Origin of the sequence: Wolbachia endosymbiont (group B) of Athalia cordata, from assembly GCF_947251845.1 — a bacterium.
GTDB lineage: Bacteria > Pseudomonadota > Alphaproteobacteria > Rickettsiales > Anaplasmataceae > Wolbachia.
Window position 1 is genome coordinate 1,042,399 of record NZ_OX366383.1, and the last position, 19,160, is coordinate 1,061,558.

The 19,160-nt window shown below is 34.1% G+C and carries 21 protein-coding genes; 5 read left to right on the forward strand and 16 right to left on the reverse strand.

Going from position 1 to position 19,160, the window contains the following annotated elements:
- The first annotated feature begins 18 nt into the window (after nucleotides 1–18).
- The 3 genes from OPR30_RS04740 to grxD are packed head-to-tail and all read left to right on the forward strand — an operon-like array spanning nucleotide 19 to nucleotide 1,935.
- Nucleotides 19–1,338, forward strand: coding sequence for a malic enzyme-like NAD(P)-binding protein (locus tag OPR30_RS04740; protein WP_265030529.1), 1,320 nt, complete (start codon nucleotides 19–21; stop codon nucleotides 1,336–1,338).
- Between the two features lie 38 nt (nucleotides 1,339–1,376).
- A complete protein-coding gene (locus OPR30_RS04745) occupies nucleotides 1,377–1,595 on the forward strand; it encodes a BolA/IbaG family iron-sulfur metabolism protein (protein WP_006012412.1) in 219 nt (72 codons plus the stop codon).
- Nucleotides 1,596–1,611: 16 nt separating this feature from the next.
- Nucleotides 1,612–1,935 carry a Grx4 family monothiol glutaredoxin gene (gene grxD, locus OPR30_RS04750; protein ID WP_264374644.1) on the forward strand — a complete coding sequence of 108 codons (324 nt, stop codon included), beginning with the start codon at nucleotides 1,612–1,614 and terminating at the stop codon, nucleotides 1,933–1,935.
- 261 nt (nucleotides 1,936–2,196) lie between these two features.
- On the opposite strand, the gene OPR30_RS04755 is transcribed toward grxD, so the two are convergent.
- The 3 genes from OPR30_RS04755 to ppdK form a co-directional block, all read right to left on the reverse strand.
- Nucleotides 2,197–3,231, reverse strand: a complete 1,035-nt coding sequence (locus OPR30_RS04755; RefSeq protein WP_265030530.1) for an efflux RND transporter periplasmic adaptor subunit — start codon at nucleotides 3,229–3,231, stop codon at nucleotides 2,197–2,199.
- A 257-nt stretch (nucleotides 3,232–3,488) separates the two neighbouring features.
- A complete protein-coding gene (locus OPR30_RS04760; protein ID WP_265030531.1) occupies nucleotides 3,489–4,829 on the reverse strand; it encodes a hypothetical protein in 1,341 nt (446 codons plus the stop codon).
- 157 nt (nucleotides 4,830–4,986) lie between these two features.
- Complete coding sequence (ppdK, locus tag OPR30_RS04765) at nucleotides 4,987–7,656, reverse strand: pyruvate, phosphate dikinase (protein WP_265030532.1); 2,670 nt, start codon at nucleotides 7,654–7,656, stop codon at nucleotides 4,987–4,989.
- 531 nt (nucleotides 7,657–8,187) lie between these two features.
- Here ppdK and fabG point away from each other — a divergent pair.
- Together fabG and OPR30_RS04775 are read left to right on the forward strand one after the other, a co-directional pair.
- Nucleotides 8,188–8,922: a 3-oxoacyl-[acyl-carrier-protein] reductase gene (gene fabG, locus OPR30_RS04770; RefSeq protein WP_264374640.1), complete on the forward strand. Its 735-nt coding sequence runs from the start codon at nucleotides 8,188–8,190 to the stop codon at nucleotides 8,920–8,922.
- 93 nt (nucleotides 8,923–9,015) lie between these two features.
- Nucleotides 9,016–9,351 (forward strand): TrbC/VirB2 family protein, encoded by a 336-nt coding sequence (locus OPR30_RS04775; RefSeq protein ID WP_264374639.1) that lies wholly within the window; start codon nucleotides 9,016–9,018, stop codon nucleotides 9,349–9,351.
- A 2-nt stretch (nucleotides 9,352–9,353) separates the two neighbouring features.
- Here the strand turns inward: OPR30_RS04775 and OPR30_RS04780 are convergent, their stop codons facing one another.
- The 13 genes from OPR30_RS04780 to rplO form a co-directional block, all read right to left on the reverse strand.
- Nucleotides 9,354–10,643 (reverse strand): M48 family metalloprotease, encoded by a 1,290-nt coding sequence (locus OPR30_RS04780; protein WP_264374638.1) that lies wholly within the window; start codon nucleotides 10,641–10,643, stop codon nucleotides 9,354–9,356.
- Nucleotides 10,644–10,714: 71 nt separating this feature from the next.
- Nucleotides 10,715–11,359 (reverse strand): 3,4-dihydroxy-2-butanone-4-phosphate synthase, encoded by a 645-nt coding sequence (ribB, locus tag OPR30_RS04785; protein ID WP_007302560.1) that lies wholly within the window; start codon nucleotides 11,357–11,359, stop codon nucleotides 10,715–10,717.
- 3 nt (nucleotides 11,360–11,362) lie between these two features.
- Entirely contained in the window at nucleotides 11,363–11,857 is a 495-nt protein-coding gene (greA, locus tag OPR30_RS04790) for a transcription elongation factor GreA (protein ID WP_007302559.1), read from the reverse strand.
- A 9-nt stretch (nucleotides 11,858–11,866) separates the two neighbouring features.
- Complete coding sequence (gene atpA / locus OPR30_RS04795; protein ID WP_007302558.1) at nucleotides 11,867–13,408, reverse strand: F0F1 ATP synthase subunit alpha; 1,542 nt, start codon at nucleotides 13,406–13,408, stop codon at nucleotides 11,867–11,869.
- Entirely contained in the window at nucleotides 13,405–13,953 is a 549-nt protein-coding gene (gene atpH, locus OPR30_RS04800; protein ID WP_064085599.1) for an ATP synthase F1 subunit delta, read from the reverse strand. Before atpH ends, atpA begins: the two co-directional genes overlap by 4 nt.
- 38 nt (nucleotides 13,954–13,991) lie before the next feature.
- The gene (locus OPR30_RS04805) at nucleotides 13,992–14,345 is read right to left on the reverse strand and encodes a YraN family protein (RefSeq protein ID WP_010404733.1); all 354 of its coding nucleotides are present in this window, start codon (nucleotides 14,343–14,345) and stop codon (nucleotides 13,992–13,994) included.
- Nucleotides 14,346–14,356: 11 nt separating this feature from the next.
- On the reverse strand, nucleotides 14,357–14,785 hold the full coding sequence (rplQ, locus tag OPR30_RS04810; RefSeq protein ID WP_264374637.1) for a 50S ribosomal protein L17: 429 nt from the start codon (nucleotides 14,783–14,785) through the stop codon (nucleotides 14,357–14,359).
- 7 nt (nucleotides 14,786–14,792) lie between these two features.
- Complete coding sequence (locus tag OPR30_RS04815; RefSeq protein WP_265030533.1) at nucleotides 14,793–15,860, reverse strand: DNA-directed RNA polymerase subunit alpha; 1,068 nt, start codon at nucleotides 15,858–15,860, stop codon at nucleotides 14,793–14,795.
- Nucleotides 15,861–15,880: 20 nt separating this feature from the next.
- Complete coding sequence (gene rpsK / locus OPR30_RS04820) at nucleotides 15,881–16,267, reverse strand: 30S ribosomal protein S11 (protein WP_006012273.1); 387 nt, start codon at nucleotides 16,265–16,267, stop codon at nucleotides 15,881–15,883.
- Between the two features lie 24 nt (nucleotides 16,268–16,291).
- Nucleotides 16,292–16,660, reverse strand: a complete 369-nt coding sequence (rpsM, locus tag OPR30_RS04825) for a 30S ribosomal protein S13 (RefSeq protein ID WP_010404723.1) — start codon at nucleotides 16,658–16,660, stop codon at nucleotides 16,292–16,294.
- 59 nt (nucleotides 16,661–16,719) lie between these two features.
- Nucleotides 16,720–17,361, reverse strand: a complete 642-nt coding sequence (locus OPR30_RS04830; protein ID WP_264374634.1) for an adenylate kinase family protein — start codon at nucleotides 17,359–17,361, stop codon at nucleotides 16,720–16,722.
- The gene (secY, locus tag OPR30_RS04835) at nucleotides 17,358–18,686 is read right to left on the reverse strand and encodes a preprotein translocase subunit SecY (protein ID WP_010404717.1); all 1,329 of its coding nucleotides are present in this window, start codon (nucleotides 18,684–18,686) and stop codon (nucleotides 17,358–17,360) included. The genes OPR30_RS04830 and secY overlap by 4 nt, the downstream gene beginning before the upstream one ends.
- Nucleotides 18,687–18,689: 3 nt before the next feature.
- On the reverse strand, nucleotides 18,690–19,160 hold the full coding sequence (gene rplO / locus OPR30_RS04840) for a 50S ribosomal protein L15 (RefSeq protein WP_006012263.1): 471 nt from the start codon (nucleotides 19,158–19,160) through the stop codon (nucleotides 18,690–18,692).

Genomic DNA, 19,160 nt, shown 5'->3' on the forward strand with positions numbered 1-19,160 from the left:
TAAGCTCAAAGCATAAGAATGAATAATGATTTAGATAACACCACAAAACAAGAAGCACTGAAGTATCATAATAGGGGTGGTAAACCTGGTAAGGTATCGGTTATACCAACAAAACCCTTATCCACACAGCATGACCTATCACTTGCTTATTCCCCTGGCGTTGCAGCTCCATGCCTTGAAATAGCTAAAAATCCTGAGGCTATTTATGATTACACGGCAAAAAGCAATTATGTGGCTGTCATTTCAAATGGCACCGCAGTGCTGGGACTTGGCAATATCGGTCCTCTTGCTTCAAAACCCGTCATGGAAGGCAAAGCTGTTTTATTTAAGCGTTTTGCTGACATTGATGCAATTGATATAGAAGTTGACACAGAAGATATAGAAAATTTCATCAATGCAGTAAGGTATCTTGGGCCAAGTTGGGGGGGAATAAATCTAGAAGATATAAGATCTCCTGATTGTTTTATAATAGAGAAACGTCTAAATGAATTGATGGATATTCCGGTGTTCCACGATGATCAACATGGCACTGCAGTAGTTGTTGCAGCTGGTATAGAAAATGCCCTCGATATTGCTGAAAAGAAATTAGAGAATGTCAAGATCATCATGAATGGAGCTGGAGCAGCTGGTATTGCGTGTTTGGAAATACTAAAGTCCATGGGCGCTAAAAACATAGTACTATGTGACAAACAAGGAGTAATACACAAAGACAGAAAAGAGGACATGAATGAGTGGAAGGGAAAATATGCAATTGACACTAAAGAACGTTCTCTACTTGATGCCATAAAAGGCGCTGATGTATTCATCGGACTCTCTGCAAAGGATGTGCTCAGCGAAGAGATGTTAAAAAGCATGGATAAAGACCCAATCATTTTTGCTCTTGCTAATCCTGATCCAGAAGTAAGGCCTGAATTTGCAAAGTCTGTCAGGCCAGATGCAATAATTGCAACTGGTAGATCAGACTATAACAACCAAGTCAATAACGTAATGGGATTTCCTTATATATTCAGAGGAGCACTTGATGTACATGCAACGACAATAAATGAAGAAATGAAAATTGCCGCTGCAGATGCAATAGCAAAGCTTGCCCGCGAATCAGTGCCAAATGAGATATCTGCAGCCTATGGCGGTCGTAAAATGAGCTATGGACGTGAATATATAATACCCACTCCATTTGATCCAAGATTAATTTCTATGGTATCTCCTGCTGTTGCAAAAGCTGCAGTTACCTCAGGCGTTGCAAGAAAGGAAATAGAGGACTGGAATGAGTATGCAAGTCAACTAAAATCTCGTCTTGCTAGTGCTCTCAATACGCTCAATTTATTGTCTTCACAATAATCAATTGCATATTTTAGGCTTATAATTAAAATAAACCAATGACTATTACAATTCACGAGTTAGAGAAAATTATCAAACAATCATTTCCTGATGCTGATATAAAGATTAAGGACCTTGCTGGAGATGATGATCATTATCATTTAAAAATAACTTCCAAGTGTTTTTCTGGAAAGACAAAAATAGAACAACACAGAATGGTATATAAGGCTCTTGAAGGTCAGTCTATACATGCATTGCAACTAGAAACTGGAGCTTAAAATTAAGGTGATATTTATGAACAACTTTGAACAAATAAAAAAAGACATAGCAGAAAACGATGTAGTGCTGTATATGAAAGGCACCTCTGACTTTCCTCAATGCGGATTCTCTGGACTTGTCGTGTCAATTCTCAAAAAATTGAATGTAAAGTTTAAATGCATCAACGTACTTGAGAATGATGAAATACGTCAGTCCATAAAAAGTTTTTCTGATTGGCCAACAATTCCACAATTATATATAAAGGGAGAGTTTGTTGGTGGCTGTGACATAACCCGCGAGATGTATGAAAAAGGTGAGTTACAAAATTTGCTAAAAGAAAAAAAGGTTATTGCAGAGTAAGTTTACACAGCAGAGTGGCAAAATAAGATAGATAAAAACATAGTGTTAGTGTCCAGACACTGCCTTCTTTTCTCGATTTCAGTGTCAGCTACTTGAATGACATCCTTTTAGTAGCACACACACAACTGTACAAATATTGTCCTCAAAAATGCGAGTAGCTCATTTGGTGTCATCCCAGGTGGGGTCCAGGAATTTTGAGTTTTTGATGAGATTATGACCACGCACTGGGATGACAGGATTCGTTGTCATGTTACATTCGAGTTATACCTTATCACCAGGCTTAACAGATAGATGACCCAATGTTATTAAATTTATAGGCTTATTTTCGTTATTTACCACCACCCAAACACCATCGTTTTCATGATCAACAATTTCTATTGGTGTAAATACTACATAATTATTGTCATCAACAATCTTTATTCCAAGAACACCATCGTCACTTAAGCTCAAGGCTGAAGAAGGAATTTTATATGCAAATTTTTCACCTGAAGGTAGGCTTACACTAGCAGTCAGTCCTTGCAAGGATATAATTTCATTATCAGTTACCTTGACCTCCACTCTATAAGATCCAGTTTTAGGCTCAGCAATTTTACTAATAAAACTCACTTCACCTACTAATTCCCTTCCGTCTAGCAAATTAATTTGCGCTGCACTACCCAGTTTTATTTTATTTACTTCATTTTCTGAAACATACAACACTACAAGAACCTGATCAAAATTAACTATGTCAGTTATCTTATGTCCAAGATTAACAAAATCCCCTTCATTTACGTTGATCTTATCTACATAACCATCAATAGGGGATTTAATCGCAGTATTTTCTAAATCCAACTCTAGCCTTTTTAGGTCAGCTTTTGCACTCTGCAATGCAGTAAAAGCTGCTTCCACTCTTATCTGTGCTCCATAGCCTTTTTTATTCAATTTTCGAGAGGAATCATACTCAATTTCACGCTGATTTAACAAAGCTTTGGCTTTCTCAACTTGTGCAACTCTGTCATAATCTTCTATCTTTAAAATTACATCGCCTCTTTTTACTTTTTCACCATCAGACAAATAAATAGCAATAACTTGACCACTTGTTCTTGAGACAAGGCTTGCCCTATGCAAGGGATTTACTGTACCAGAAAAATTTAAATATACAGTGCGATTTTGTGGAGTATAATCCTGAGTTTTTACTGAAAAACTACTAATTGGATTATCACTATGAACCGCCTGATCTTTTTTTAAAAATGTACTGTTGATAAAAAACAGTAGAATAAGAGCAATACCGGAAACGATGATTACTTTGTTTCTCATCCTTAAACAGTAAAATTTATTGACCAATCTTGTTAGAAATAACTGCATAAATTTTCGAATCAGAAGTGTAAGTATAACACAGCTATTGTCACTCTATAAATAGTTTTATATGAGCAAGTTTTCTTACAATAAATAAGTTTTTATTGCAAAAATGCAATTTTTAATCAAATAAAAAAGTTGTGCATAAAATTTCCATCATATTATATGATGAAAATAAGAATATTGTAACAAAACTAAATATATATTTAAACAGAGCTTTAGCCCATCACCAAACTGGTACTCAATTGTTCAACACTATCAATTTTAATTTGTAAAGTGCCCTTTATAAATTTATTAGCCTGGTCTGTACTCATAAAAACTGTATGTTCATTGGGCATTAATTTTTCCATATCGGCTCTATTTTTTTTATCTTGCAAATGAGGTTCGCAAATATAGCTATACTTTTTAAAATCTAGAAGTTTAGCAAAGCCATCACGATCATTCTCATGGTGAAAAGCAACATTTATATCTACTATTTCGTCCGTTTCTTGCAGCTTTCCATCTTTATCTATTACCTGTGCCTTAGCAAGCGCAACTGTAGGTTTATAGACATAATTTGCTCCAATAATTCTCCTTATTGAGTGTTCTATTGCCATTTTTATTATTTTAGGATTACTGCAGTCTGAAATAGGCACTGATTTATAATTATGAGCAGCTACTTTAGCATAAACCGACTGGCTTTCTAATTTCTCTGAGTATTTTTCATTAAATTCTTTTATCCTGTGAAAATGTCTTTCATATTGAGTCAATCCATCTTTCCCTTTTTTCTCCATCCTTTCCAAGAATTTCTCTACAGGTTCTCGTTTGGCTAGACTAATTTTGCGTATAAGCGGAATTTGTTTTTTCAAGCTAATCCAATATGGTAGGCAAACAACTTTCGCATCTTTCGAAAATAGACCTTCTAACTTTTTCACTGCATTGTATAAGTTTGCTGATTCTGGTTTATAATGCCCACTATTATTGTCTATATAAGTTATTTTACCATTTACCACTTTCATTAAACCAGAACATAAAACTGGCCTACCACCTGCAAGAGTTGAATGACGATAAGCCCATTCGCTTTTGTTAACATTAATATGTTCATGAGTTACTAGCTTTCCATCAAGCGTGATCACATAAGCTACACAACCTTTTTTACCCTTACTAATTTTATCAGTTGTATCATATAGTTTGTCTTCAAAGCCTTTTAACTTGTTACCTTCCACTTCTGGCATTAAGTCCACGTATAATTTTCCTTCATGAGGAATTTTAGTATATTCTGCTTGCTCATCTGGAGTAAAATACTTAACCCTTGTATTAGTTCCAGGAATTTTTCTTCCTTCAACTCCAACTTCTGGAAACAAATTATATCGTGGAAAAAAATAAGTAAAATTATTCTCTATCCAATACAGAATCTTATTTATGATACCAAAAACTTTTCTATTACCTAAATCAATAGAGAGTTGCTGTTCCTTTGGTACTGCTAGATGATTGGACTTTGTACCAGACTTGCCAAATTCTTTGGCAGCATATTTAAACTTTTCTAGTAAATATTCCTTACGTTCTTTTGATATTGACATTTTTACCTCACTCACTACTATTTTATCCTATATTATTTTAGACAAAAAGTCAATCTTTCTTAAGATATTAAGAAAAAAAGTAGCAGCAAAATAGCTAAACTGACTTAGATTTATCGACAATTTGAAAAATCATCATTCCGCTACTTGTTAGCGAAATCTATGTTCGTACAGTTGTGCTACCCAACAAACTTATGCTAAACTGTGCTGCCACTAACTTTGCAACCGGTACTCTATAGGGCGAGCATGACACATAATCAACCCCTGATTTGATGAAAAACTCTATGGACTGTGGATTCGCTCCATGCTCTCCACATATACCAAGTTTAATTTCTTTTCTGGTTTTTTTGCCCCTTTCGATAGCTATTCTGATTAATTCCCCTACCCCTTCAACATCTAGCACTTCAAATGGATCGTTTTCAAATATGTTGCTTTCCTTATAAGAATCGAGGAAATTAACTGAATCATCTCGTGAAAGTCCCATAGTTGTTTGTGTTAAATCATTAGTGCCAAAACTAAAAAATTCTGCGTGTTTTGCCAATTTATCAGCAATCAGTGCTGCTCGTGGCAGTTCTATCATCGTTCCGATTGAATAGTTCACATCGAAATTTTCGGCTTCTTTCTTTATTAACTCGCATATCAGAATAAACTCTTTCTCACTCATGATAAAAGGAATCATGATTTCAGGTTTCACTTCTATCTTCTTTTCTTTCCTTAATTCACTTGCAGCACTGAGTATTGCCCTAATTTGCATGCCATATATTTCAGGATGAGAAATGGCAAGTCTACAACCTCGATGGCCAAGCATTGGATTTTTTTCTGATAACTGTGCTATTTTATTTTTTACTGATTCAACTGACTTATTCAGTGATTTGGCAATTTTCTCTATAATAGATTGATTGTGGGGCAAAAACTCATGTAGAGGTGGATCAAGCAAACGTATAGTAACCTCCCTGCCCTCCATAATAGAAAATATTTCTTTGAAATCAGACTTTTGCATTTCTTCGAGTTTATTTAATGCATTTGCCCTTTCATTTTCATCATCAGCTATTATCAATTTTTGAATGAATTCGATTCTATCACTAGCAAAAAACATATGTTCTGTGCGACATAATCCTATACCTTCTGAACCGAATTCTTTTGCAATTTTTGCATCTTTTGGAGTATCAGCATTCGCTCTCACCTTCACTGTTTTGATTTCATCTACCCAGTTAATTATCGTTTTGAATTCTTGAGATAATTCAGGCAAAATTGTAGGAAGAATACCAAGCATAACCTCTCCTGTTCCTCCATTGATGGTGATTGATTCACCTTTATTTACTTTTATATCCCCCATAGAAAGAAATTTTTCATCTTTATCAATATAAAGTCCATTTAGACTACAAATGCATGGTTTACCCATTCCACGAGTTACAACAGCGGCATGCGAGGTCATACCTCCTCGCGCTGTTACTATTCCACTTGCGGCATTCATTCCATTAATATCTTCAGGGCTCGTCTCTGATCTTACCAAAATTACTTTTTTACCCTGCTCTGCAGCTTTTTCAGCATCACTTGCACTGAATACTACATATCCAGAAGCAACACCTGGAGAAGCTGGCAGTCCTTTGCCTATTACTTCTTGATCGATTTTAACATCAAGAACTGGATGTAATAAATTGTCAAAGGTTTTTGGATCAATTCTCAATATTCCTTCCTCTTTTGTAATCACTCCTTCGTTTACCATATCAACTATTATGCGAATAGCAGCTTCGGCTGTGCGCTTGCCAGACCTAGTCTGCAAAATCCATAACTTACCGTCCTGTACAGTAAATTCGATATCCTGCATGTCCTTATTATGCCTTTCAAGTTTTTCACATACCGCGCATAATTCTCGGTAGATGCTTGGTAGCAACTTCTCTATGGTGTTTTCTTGCTCGCCGTTAACTGGCATAGGAGTATAAACACCAGAAACCACATCCTCACCCTGAGCATTAACTAAAAACTCACCAAAAAGCTTTTTTTCTCCAGTTGAAGGATTACGTGTAAATATCACGCCGGTTGCAGAATTATCGTTCAGATTGCCAAAAACCATTGCTTGTACATTAACTGCAGTTCCAAGGTTTTCAGAAATACTATGTATTCTTCTATAGGAAACAGCCCTATCGTTTTTCCAAGAGGCAAATACTGCATTAACCGAGTTTAACAATTGCTCTTCAACGTTCTGCGGGAAATGCTTTCCAGTTTTTTCATATACTATCTCTTTGAAATCATTAACAATTTTCTTTAAAACATCAACATTAAGATCAGCTAAGCTTTTTGCTCCACTTTTTTGCTGTTCACTATCAACAATGTCTTGAAATAAGTGATGGTCAAGCTGTAGTACAACACTCGAGTACATCATGATGAAACGACAGTAGCTATCATAGGCAAAACGTTCTCCACTTTTTTTTGCAAGACCAACAACGGTTGCATCATTTAGGCCAACATTTAGGACTGTATCGAGCATGCCCGGCATTGAATTCACACTACCAGAGCGTATGGAAACTAATAAAGGATTATTTGAATCCCCGAATTTACAACCGATGTCACTTTCGAGCATCGCCATGTAGTTTTTTATCTCGTTACGTAGATCACAAGACAATTCATTATCTTGACAATAGGCCTGACAAACAGCAGTGGAAATTGTAAAACCAGGTGGAACAGGAATGCCAATGTTACACATCTCTGCCAGATTTGCTCCCTTCCCTCCTAGTAGATTTCTCATTGCTGCATTACCTTCACAGTTGCTTTGGCTAAAGTAATATATTAACTTTTCTTGCATTTTTTTCGGATTTTCACTAATAAACATACTATACATACTATTCTAATAAATTTGTCAGGCAGGAGTAATAAATTTTGTAAAATTCAGCACAATTAAATAGCCTCTTTTCCTTTCATTCTAATGTCCCTATTGTCATTCAAGTCTGTCATCTCAATGACCTCTATGATGTCATACCTGTTGGAGTATGAATGTAGCCTTATCTCACACTCCTGTCATTCCAGTACTGGGATCCAGAAGACTGATCAAGTAATAAGAACTAGTCACGCGCTGGCTCTCTTAAATTACTTTAGCTATAAGTGTTAAGAAATTTACCAATCAAAAAAAGGCAAAAGAATCCACATGGTGCTGATTTTATTACTGTAATTGATAATGTGCTAACGCTTAAACGAAGCGTGTTTAGGCTGAATAGAAAAAAATAAAAAAAGGCATGCAGCTGCCATAATTTCGCCAATAAACACAAGATTTGTCAAGAAGCTTCTATTAAATGAAAGTTATGAAAAAAATCTATTGCAAGTCTTTTAATATTCTGTTAAGAGCTGGGATAATATAAAAATTATCATGTTCGGATTAGAAGACAGGAAATTTCTGATTACTGGTGCATCAGGCGGGATAGGGCAAGCAATTGTAGAAATTATGCATAAGGCCAGAGCAACTTTATGTATTTCTAGTACAAAAAAAGAAGTACTCGAAGAAGTTGCTAAAAAATATGAAAAAAACATTCACGTACTTCCTTGCGACTTATCAAATCCTGAAGAGGTAAATCAACTAATAAATAAAGCAAGTGAGTTGATGAAAGGCTTTGATGGACTCATATGCAATGCAGGAATTACACAAGACAGCTTATTGTTGAGAATGACAGATGAAGCATGGCAAAAGGTAATTGATATTAATTTGAACTCTACATTTAAACTAAATAGAGAAGCATGCAGAAAATTAATTAAAAACAACTGGGGAAGAATCATAAATATTTCCTCAATAGTAGGATTGACAGGAAATGCCGGGCAAGTAAATTATGCAGCATCAAAAGCTGGAATAATAGCTATGAGCAAATCTATAGCAAAAGAAGTTGCAAGTCGCGGTGTAACAGTAAATTGCATTGCTCCTGGGTTTATAGATACTAAGATGACTGAAGTTTTAAATGAAAAACAAAAAGAAAAAATATTAGATAATATTCCAATGAAAAGAATGGGAACAGGAGAAGAAATAGCAGCAGGGGTATTGTTTTTAGCAAGCGACGAAGCAAGATATATAACGGGGCATGTGCTTAACATCAATGGTGGGCTATTTATGTAGCAACACTTATTTATGGACAAACTATGAGTTTTACCTTAAAATAAATATATATAAATTTAGATTCACACTAGTTTATTACTTGGAGGCAAAAGAATGAGCTATATAATAAAAAAATTTTTTAATGCTTTATGTATAGTGCTGTTTCTCTCTTTTTCAGATTACGCAAGTGCTGCTAGCGACATAGAAGATACAACTGCCCAAGTAATATGCAACATTATTGGTTACGTTTGGGGAATAGGCGGACCACTTATGACTGTAGTCATAATAGGTGCAGCTTTGCTTGCAATATTTGGTAGAATGCCATGGCCAGCTCTCTTTGCCTTAGGTATGTTTTGTGGTGTATTTTTTGGCGCCAAAACGATTATAATGAAAATTATACCCAATATAAGTACTGAAGTAAAAGATATGTTGGATAAGTGTGGAAAATAATCCTAAAAGTAAGCGTGTTTTTGTGTGTATTGTTGTTTCATATCTTCAATTTGTAGCAAGTAAGAGCTATCTTTTGGTAAGCTTTTAACAGCTAAATCGGCGTATTTCATAAATTTCTCTAAATTACCTTCAATACAAGCCTTTTTCGTCAAAGCAAAATAATACATTGCCATATCAGCGCTACGTTTATATGCAATACTTAAATACTTCCAGACAAAGGCGTTATTTGTTTCTACGTTTGCAACCTGCTCTAGGTAAAAAATTGCCTTCTCTATTTCACCGTGTAATAATAAAGTATGAGATAACGCAAGTTTCACTAAATAGTTATTCTTCTCAGATAAATATCTAAGTGATTCTTCATACATTTTTATTGCTTCACTTAAATTTCCAGCTTTGTATAACATCTCCGCTTTTAATTCATATAAATAAGGATCATTGCGTGACTCTTGAATCAATGAATTAACTTTAGTAATAGCCTCTTCTATCTTTCCTTGCCTATAATGAATTACAGCATTTACATACTTAGAACTACCTTCATATTTATTAGATAACACATGAATAGGAGCAAAGAAAGAGTCTAGCTTTGCAACCATACGCTCAAACTTCAGCAATTTATCTGCAAGGATTGGTTTTATATTGTTTTTAACCTTATAATTCTGTACAGCAAATATACGCTTATCACTAAGTGGGTGAGTGCGGAAATACTCTTCAGTGTTTTCATGCTCAATACTCTTAAAATAGTCAAAAATCTCTTTCATACCCAAATTATCATAGCCAGATTCATCTAGGTATCTTAAAGCATAGCTATCTGCTACACTCTCTTGCTCTTGAGAATAGTTAAAAAACAACCTTGAACTAAGCGTTACACCACTAAGCAAGATTGCACTCGCAACCTGAGGGTTAATGACAATACTAGAAACTAATCCTACCATATAACTAATCATTGCTATTGATTGAAAATAACCTACAGCACTACTCATTTGTAATACATGACCAGCAGATATATGAGCAATTTCATGTGCTAATATACCAAGTAAGACATAAGGTTCAGTCGAATATTGTAAAAGCCCTAAATGAATGAAAATGCTATTATTGTTAATTACAAAAGCATTAATCGATCTATCATCAACTATAAAAACTTTTATTTTATCATTATCAATACCCGCAGCAGAAAATAAAGGTTGCGCTAGATCCTTAACTACCGCTTCCACTTCACTATCTCTAATAATACTAACAGAGTAAGCGCTATTACAGTATACGAAAAAAAATAGTAAAACAAAAAGCTTAGACATGGAAATTCCTTGTTTGTATAACTTTGAGGAATTTTGTATTTTAACACTTAAACTATACGAATCTATAAACGCTAGTTTAAATTTTGAACGTAACTGATAAGTTTATCAATGGTAGTTAACTTAATATTATGTTGTTCAGCAAATTCAAGCAACTGGGGTAAGCGCATCATAGAGCCATCATCATTCACTAATTCACAAATAACTGCAGAATGATTACATCCCACTAACTTAGCTATCTCAACACTTGCTTCAGTATGACCAGCACGTTGCTCTACTCCACCCTCATGTGCAATCACAGGAAAAATATGACCGGGAGTTATAATGTCATCCTGAGTTCTATTTTTATCAATAGCAACATGTATAGTTTTTGTTCTATCCTCAGCTGAAACACCCGTAGTAATACCATAACGTGCATCAATTGATGTAGTAAAAGCAGTATGATTTTCACCAACATTTTTTTTTTCCATGAAACTAAGGCCTAACCTTTTCATGTGAACTTTAGTCATTGCTAAACAAACAATCCCTGTACCGTATCTAACCATAAAAGCCACATGTTCTGGCTCTAATTTCTCAGCTAATACAATCAGATCACCTTCATTCTCTCTGTTTTCATCGTCAACTAAAATGAATAATTTACCAGAACTAGCATCCCTCAATACATCTTCCACAGAAGAAATACCGGGTAGACTAATTGAAGGATAAGTTACTTGTACCATGATTTACTTAAACTCAATCTTAACTATTTTATACAATTTCTCTCCATTTGGCACTATCACTTCCACATACTCACCAACTTTTTTGCCAATTAAAGCACTACCGAGTGGTGAATCCGTAGAGATCAACTGCTTTGAAGCATCAGCTTCATACCCACCTACAATCTTATAAACATATTCTATTTCACTGTTATCATCACCGAGCATGCTTACCGTAACAGTTGCACCAAACATTACTGTATCACCAGACAAATTTTTTACTTCTATCACTTCTGCATGTGAAAGTTTACTCTCTACCTCAATTATGCGGCCTTCAATAAAACTTAATCTTTCCCGTGCTGCATGATATTCTGCATTTTCAGATAAATCGCCTTGATCACGAGCATCAGAAATAGCCTGTATGATAGAAGGTTTTTCTTCCTTTAATTTCTCAAGTTCGACTTGCATACTCTCAAAACCTTCCCTTGTAATAGGAAACTTGTTAACAATGGATGAAGTCATAATCACCGCCTAAACGCAATTAAATTGAGTGACAAAATCACTCACAATACCAAGAATATCATCTTTTATATCATCATTCATGTCACCTGACAACTTTTTTAAAACTCCAGGGTGAACAGTTTGAAAATAATTGATAAGATCACACTCGAACCTATTGATGTTGCTCACCTGTACCTTATTTAATTGACCATACAGATTAGAAAAGATATACATAAGCAATACTTGCTCTTCTATTTGCATAGGTGAATACTGTTTTTGCTTTAATAATTCAATAAGGTATTTACCTTTGTTTAAGGACAATTGAACAGTAGCATCAAGATCAGAACCAAATTTAGCAAAGTCTTCCAGTTCTCTATATTGGGCCAAACTCAGCTTTATAGAACCAGCAACTTTTTTCACAGATTTCAATTGTGCAGCAGAGCCAACCCGAGAAACCGATAAACCTATATTCACTGCAGGGCGAAATCCTTTGTGGAACAATTCAGACTCAAGAAAAATTTGTCCATCGGTAATTGAAATCACATTAGTTGGAACATATGCAGATACATCGCCAGCCTGAGTCTCAATAATCGGCAAAGCAGTCAAAGATCCCTGTCCTTTTTCATCAGACATTTTGGCAGCTCTTTCAAGCAAGCGAGAGTGTACATAGAATATATCTCCAGGATAAGCTTCACGACCAGGAGGACGTCTGAGCAATAAGGACATCTGCCTATATGCCACAGCATGCTTAGATAAATCATCATATACCACCAAGCAATGCATTCCATTATCACGGAAAAATTCTCCAATAGTGCAACCGGTATAAGGTGCTAAAAATTGCATAGGCGCGCAGTCAGATGCGCTAGCCACAACTACGGTTGTATACTCTAATGCTCCACTTTCTTTTAGCTTATTCACCACTTTTGCTACTGTCGAAATTTTTTGTCCAATAGCAACATAAACACAGTAAATTTTTTGATTTTCGTTTACCTCATCATTAATCTTCTTCTGATTGATAATAGTATCAATCGCAATAGTGGTTTTACCAATTTGTCTATCGCCAATAATTAATTCACGTTGCCCTCTACCTATAGGAATCAACAAATCTATAATTTTAATTCCTGTCTGCAGAGGTTCATGCACAGATTTACGGTCAATAATACCTGGCGCTTTAGATTCTATATACATTTTGTTCTTGGCTCTAATTTCTCCGCCATCGTCTATAGGATCTCCTAATGCATTTACAACTCTCCCTAATAATTCATGACCTACAGGCACCTGTACAACATCACCACTACATTTTACAACGTCCCCTTCTTTTACATCACGGTCATTGCCAAGCACAACTATTCCAGCTGTATCATGATCTAAATCAAGAACTATTCCTTCTACACCGCTTGCAAAAGATACCTTTTCACCAAACTTTGCTTTTTCCAGCCCATAGACCAATGTGATACCATCCGTTACTGAAATTACTTCACCTATATTTTCTCGTTTTATAGGATTATCAAATGTCTCAACCTTCTCTTTTATTATGTTTACTACTTCAGAGGCATTTATGCTATTCTTCATATACAATTCCTTATTTTCAACATTTCCATTTTACTCAAATCAACCAATCTATCCAAATAACTCTTAAGCGAAGCATCAATCAAGTTAAAACCATACCTAACTACAAAGCCACCTAGTATAGAAGGATCAACCACATGACTGACTTTTATTATTTTACCAAGAAAGTTCAAAGATTCAGTAATTATTTTTATATCAGGTTTCTTTAAAATCTCTGCTGATTTTATAGTAATTTCCAATTCATTTTCACTTTCCCTTACAAGATTTAAGAATTTTTCTAATATAAGGATTAATAAACGGGAGCGCTTGTTTGCAAGTGTAACCATAATAAATTTGACTAAGTTTTCACTCAAGTTCTCCTTTATAGAAAGTATCGCTTCTTTTTTGTGCAAAAGAGAAACCATAGGATGAGATAGATACACAAAAACATCTTGATCTTTAAAAAAAGCTAACAAAAATTCTACTTCTTTTCTTATAATACCTAATCTGCTTCCTGAGACATGAAACAGTGCTCTAGCATAAGATGAAACTAAATTATTGTTTTTCATATTCAATTACCTGTTCTAGTAAATCTAAATTATTTTAGCTACCATTGTTCAATCCAAGCATTTTTTATATAAATAGGTCTTCTCCTTAAGGAAAGAAAACATAAATCATATCTGACTGAATAATCTAAAAAATCAAGATTTTTACTTAAGAAATATTTAGAAGAATTTATAATAGACTGACACTGAAAATGAGATATCGGTACTTCTTTTCCAAATAAACTTGTTTTAACTTCTATAAAAATCAGCTCCCTTTTTTTAGATACAATTAAGTCAATTTCACCCAACTTACAACGGAAGCGACGTTTTATAACATTATAGAATTTCAGCTTTAAATATATCGAAACTAACAATTCTCCAAAGTAACCTACAAAATAGCGTAACCTACTTACCATAAAAAGAATAATTAGCTTTGTGTAACTACTTTGCTTCCTTTTTTATTTTTACTATAAATCTCACCTTTTGCTGAAATATCTCTATCAACTAGCTCTATCACTGCCATTGGAGCGCAATCACCCTTTCGAGTACCAAATTTTATTATTCTAGAATATCCACCTTTACGGTCTTGATAACGATTAGCTAGAACGCTTAATAATTTATCAACTACTAACTTACTATTATGAAGACGTGAAAGCAAAAGCCTTCTACCATGTAAAGAATCGTTATTCTTAGCAATTGTAATAAACTTTTCCACATATGGACGAAGTGCTTTAGCCTTTGGTAAAGTAGTTACAATCTGCTCATGATTAATTAACGAGATAGATAGATTCTTTAACATTGATAACCTATGCTCGGTATAACGAGACAGTTTATTTTTCTTTATTCCATGTTTCATATACTACCTAATCCTCATCAGTATGTTGTTTAGCCAGTTCATCTATATCCTTAGGCGGCCAATTTGGTATATTCATACCCAAAGACAAACCTGAATTATTTAAAATTGCCTTGATTTCATTCAAAGACTTTCGGCCAAAATTAGCAGTTCTTAACATTTCAACTTCCGTCTTTTGCACAAGATCACCTATATAAGTGATATTTTCATTTTTCAGACAGTTATGAGATCTAACAGATAATTCCATTTCATCTACTTTACGCAATAGAACAGGATCATAGCCCAAATCTTTAGCACCACTAGACAAAGAAACTTGCGATTTTTTATAACTAATATCAGAACTAATAAAAGGCTGAAATTGCTCCTGTAATATTCTTGCAGCATAGTCAACAGCTTGACTTGGAGAGATTGTACCATCAGTTTCAATTGACAATATTAGCTTATCTTTATCAGTAACTTGACCAACACGACTATTCTCTACTCTATACGAAACCCTCTCGACAGGACTATATAAAGCATTAACTGGAATAAAACCAATTAAATCTTGTTCATTCATAAGCTTTAAAAATTCATTTTCTTTATATTTATTTACAGGAAGATAACCTTTTCCGCTAGCAACATATATAGTAATGTTAAGCTCCACATCTTGACCTAGTGTACATATCACCAAATCTTTATTAACAATAGAGCATTGGTCATCAGTTTCTATCATTCCAGCTAATACTTGACAAGGCCCTTTAGCGCTCAAATTTAAGCACTTATTAGACGTGTTATTTAGCTTACATCTCAACATGCCCATATTTAATGCTATATCAGTTATGTCTTCCCTAACTCCTTGGATCGAAGTAAATTCATGATTCACGCCTTCAATTTTTATTCCATAAACAGCACTACCGCGAAGAGAAGACAACATTACACGCCTTAATGCATGACCCAACGTTAAAGCAAAACCACTTTCCAAAGGTTCTAGAACTATATCACCTTTTTTACTTGAATCACCTGATATTACCTTAATCGCATTAGGCTTAGTTAATCTATCTAAATTTCCACAGAAAGAGACATTATCACTATAATACATACAAAAACCTTCCAAATATCCTATACTCTTCTTTTTTTCCTTAGTCTACACCCATTATGAGGTATCGCCGTTTTATCTGCAATTGAAGTGACAGTCAATCCACAATTCCTAAGTGCTTTAACTGCAGCTTCTGCACCAAAACCAGGACCACGAATTATTACAGAAACAACCTTCATACCAAATCTCTCTATTACTTTCTTCGCAGCAGAATCGGCAACCTTACCTGCAGCATAAGGTGTGGATTTTCTCGAACCAGAAAAACCACATGCACCAACAGAAGTCTGGTAAAGCGTATTACCACAAACATCAGTCACATTTACAAAAGTATTATTAAAAGTTGCACGAATATGGACAATACCAGTAATAAACCTTTTTGTATTCTTACCAACCGTTTTAACTTTTTTCATAAAAACTCACGATAATAACAAATTTTATTTTTTTCCAGCAATAGGCAATTTAGATCTGCCTTTACGAGTTTTAGCATTAGTATGGGTTCTTTGTCCCCTCACAGGCAAACCTTTTCTATGCCTTAATCCTCTATAGCAACCGATTTCTATTAAAGATTTTATATCCATAGCCACTTTTTTTCTGAGCTCACCCTCTATGACATATTTTTGCCTAATAAAACTACTAATTTTCTCTATATCTTCATCTTGTAATTCCGAAACACGCTTACGCTCATCAATTTTACAGCTACGACAAATTATATTCGCAGTAGTAATACCTATACCATGTATATAAGTTAATGCAAAAGGAATACACTTCTTCACCGGAACATTTATGCCTGCAATACGTGCCACTGATACCTCGATACTTTATTAATAATAACTCTTAATTTATACCATAAAACAACTTATAGTCAAATCAAATTACAAGAAATTTTACTTTCAATCTCTTGCATTACTCTATCAACACTCAAATTAGCGTTAATTGTTAACAACTTGCCCTTATAATACTCGCGCAAACCCTTTATCTGAGAATGATATTCTCTTATCCTCTTATTAATTGCAAGCATATTAGCATCATCAATTCTCTTCTCCAATCTCGTACTTTTACATTTAGCACAAGTAGTATTCTTAAAAGAAGATATACTATATATACTTTTACAATCCAAACAAGTAAGACGATCTTTTAATCTATCAATTGCAATATTATCGTCAAGCTGCAACTCAATTACAAGATCAACATCCCTATTGCATCTTTTTTGCAAAACTTGAGTTAAAAAATGAGCTTGATTTAAATTTCTTGGAAAACCATCTAACAAAAAATCACCATCTATTAATGCAAGCTGGTCACACAATAATTTACATATAACTTCATCTTGAATTAAATTACCAGATTCAACAGTATCCTTTATTCCTTTACCTAATTTACTCCCACTAGATATAATATTCCTTAATAAATCTCCTACTGAAACTAATTTAAAATTATACTTTGCTATTAACAAACTGGACTGAGTACCCTTACCAGAGCCAGGAGGACCAAAAATTGTAATGATCACTTTAGTCTCCTTGTTTTAGACTCATATTTCTTTATCCAACTATCGTACCTATTTGAAAAAACATAAGATTGTACTTGCATAATAGTATCAGTAATAACGTTAACTATAATCAGCAAGCTCGTCCCACCAAAAATAAATGGTATATCATAATGATACCTCATAATTTCAGGTATAGTACATATTACCACCAAATACGCAGACCCAATAAATGTTAATTTAAAAACTATATCTTGAAGATAATCAGAAGTATGTTTTCCAGGCCCTCTACCAGGAATAAAACCACCATTTTTCCTAAGAAAATCAGCATTTTCCTCTGGATTAAATATAAAATTGGTATAGAAAAAATTAAAAAGTACTATAAGTATTAAGTAAGTTATAATGTACATCACTTTATTTGCCATAAAGTAGTTTAAAATAAAATCAGCAATGGCATGACCTTTATAGAAATTTGCAATTGAAATAGGCGTTAATAGAATTGCGTTAGCAAAAATAGTTGGTATTACACCAGATAAATTGATCTTCAATGGAATGTAAGTAAAATCATCATTATGTAATTTTTTAAACTGTTTTTTGGGATATTGAACAATTACCTTTCTATAAGAAGATTCTGTAAAAATGACTAAAAGGAGCAGTAAAAAAAACAATGCTATAACAAAAAGGGTAATGAAAAACGACATACTACCATTTTTATTTAATGTTAGCAGAGATGATAAAGCATTATGTAATTCAGATGTTATGCCAGTAAAAATGATTAATGAGATACCATTGCCTATACCGCTCACACTGATCCGCTCACCAAGCCATATTAAAAATATAGTTCCACCTAAAAGGCTAAAGACACCTATAGTACGAAACATAATACCAGGTTCAACTACAACTAATACCCCTTCCCTATTCATTCTTTCTAACCCTATTAAGATCGTAATTGATTGAAAGATACAAAACACTATAGTCATATAGCGTATATAAGAGTTCATCTTTCGACGTCCTAACTCTCCTTCATTTTTAATTTCATTGATTCCTTTAACGGCAGAAGATAATAATTGCATAACTATGGATGCAACTATGTATGGCATAACGTTTAACGCCAAGATCGTCATTCTAGCTAAAGCGCCACCAGAAAATAAATTAAATACTCCAAAAACACCAGAACTCTCTTTTGGAAATATATCATTGATTATATCAAGATTAACTCCAGGAATAGGAACATAAGTACCTAAACGATAACAAACTAAAGCCATTAGCGTAAAAAATATACGCTTTAGTAAATCACTTTTATATAACAACGTAGAATCCAAACTATTAAATGCAAATTTACTGCTCATGATTTACGATAGTATTTCTACACTACCACCAACTGAAGCTACAGATCTTTTTGCAGCTTCTGATGCAAAATCAACATGAAACACAAATTTTTCGCTTAATTTACCCTTATTAAGAAGTTTGATTTTACTTTTAACAGATCTGATAAAACCTAATTTATGCAGTAGCTCCTTATCTATGATAGAATCCTTGACTATTTTTTTAGCTTCCATTAAGCACTGTACATCACCAACATTAAATATAGAGTATAAGTTTTTGCGTATAGGCTTAAAACCTCTTTTAGGTAAACGAGTATATATAGACTGCTGTCCACCTTCAAAACCATTTATAGAAACGCCACTTCTCGCTTTTTGCCCTTTATGCCCCCTACCAGATGTTTTACCTTTACCACAACCAATACCTCTACCTAATAATTTAGGCTTCTTTTTCTTAGATAATTTGGTAAACACAGAATTTAATTTTACAGCATCATTCAT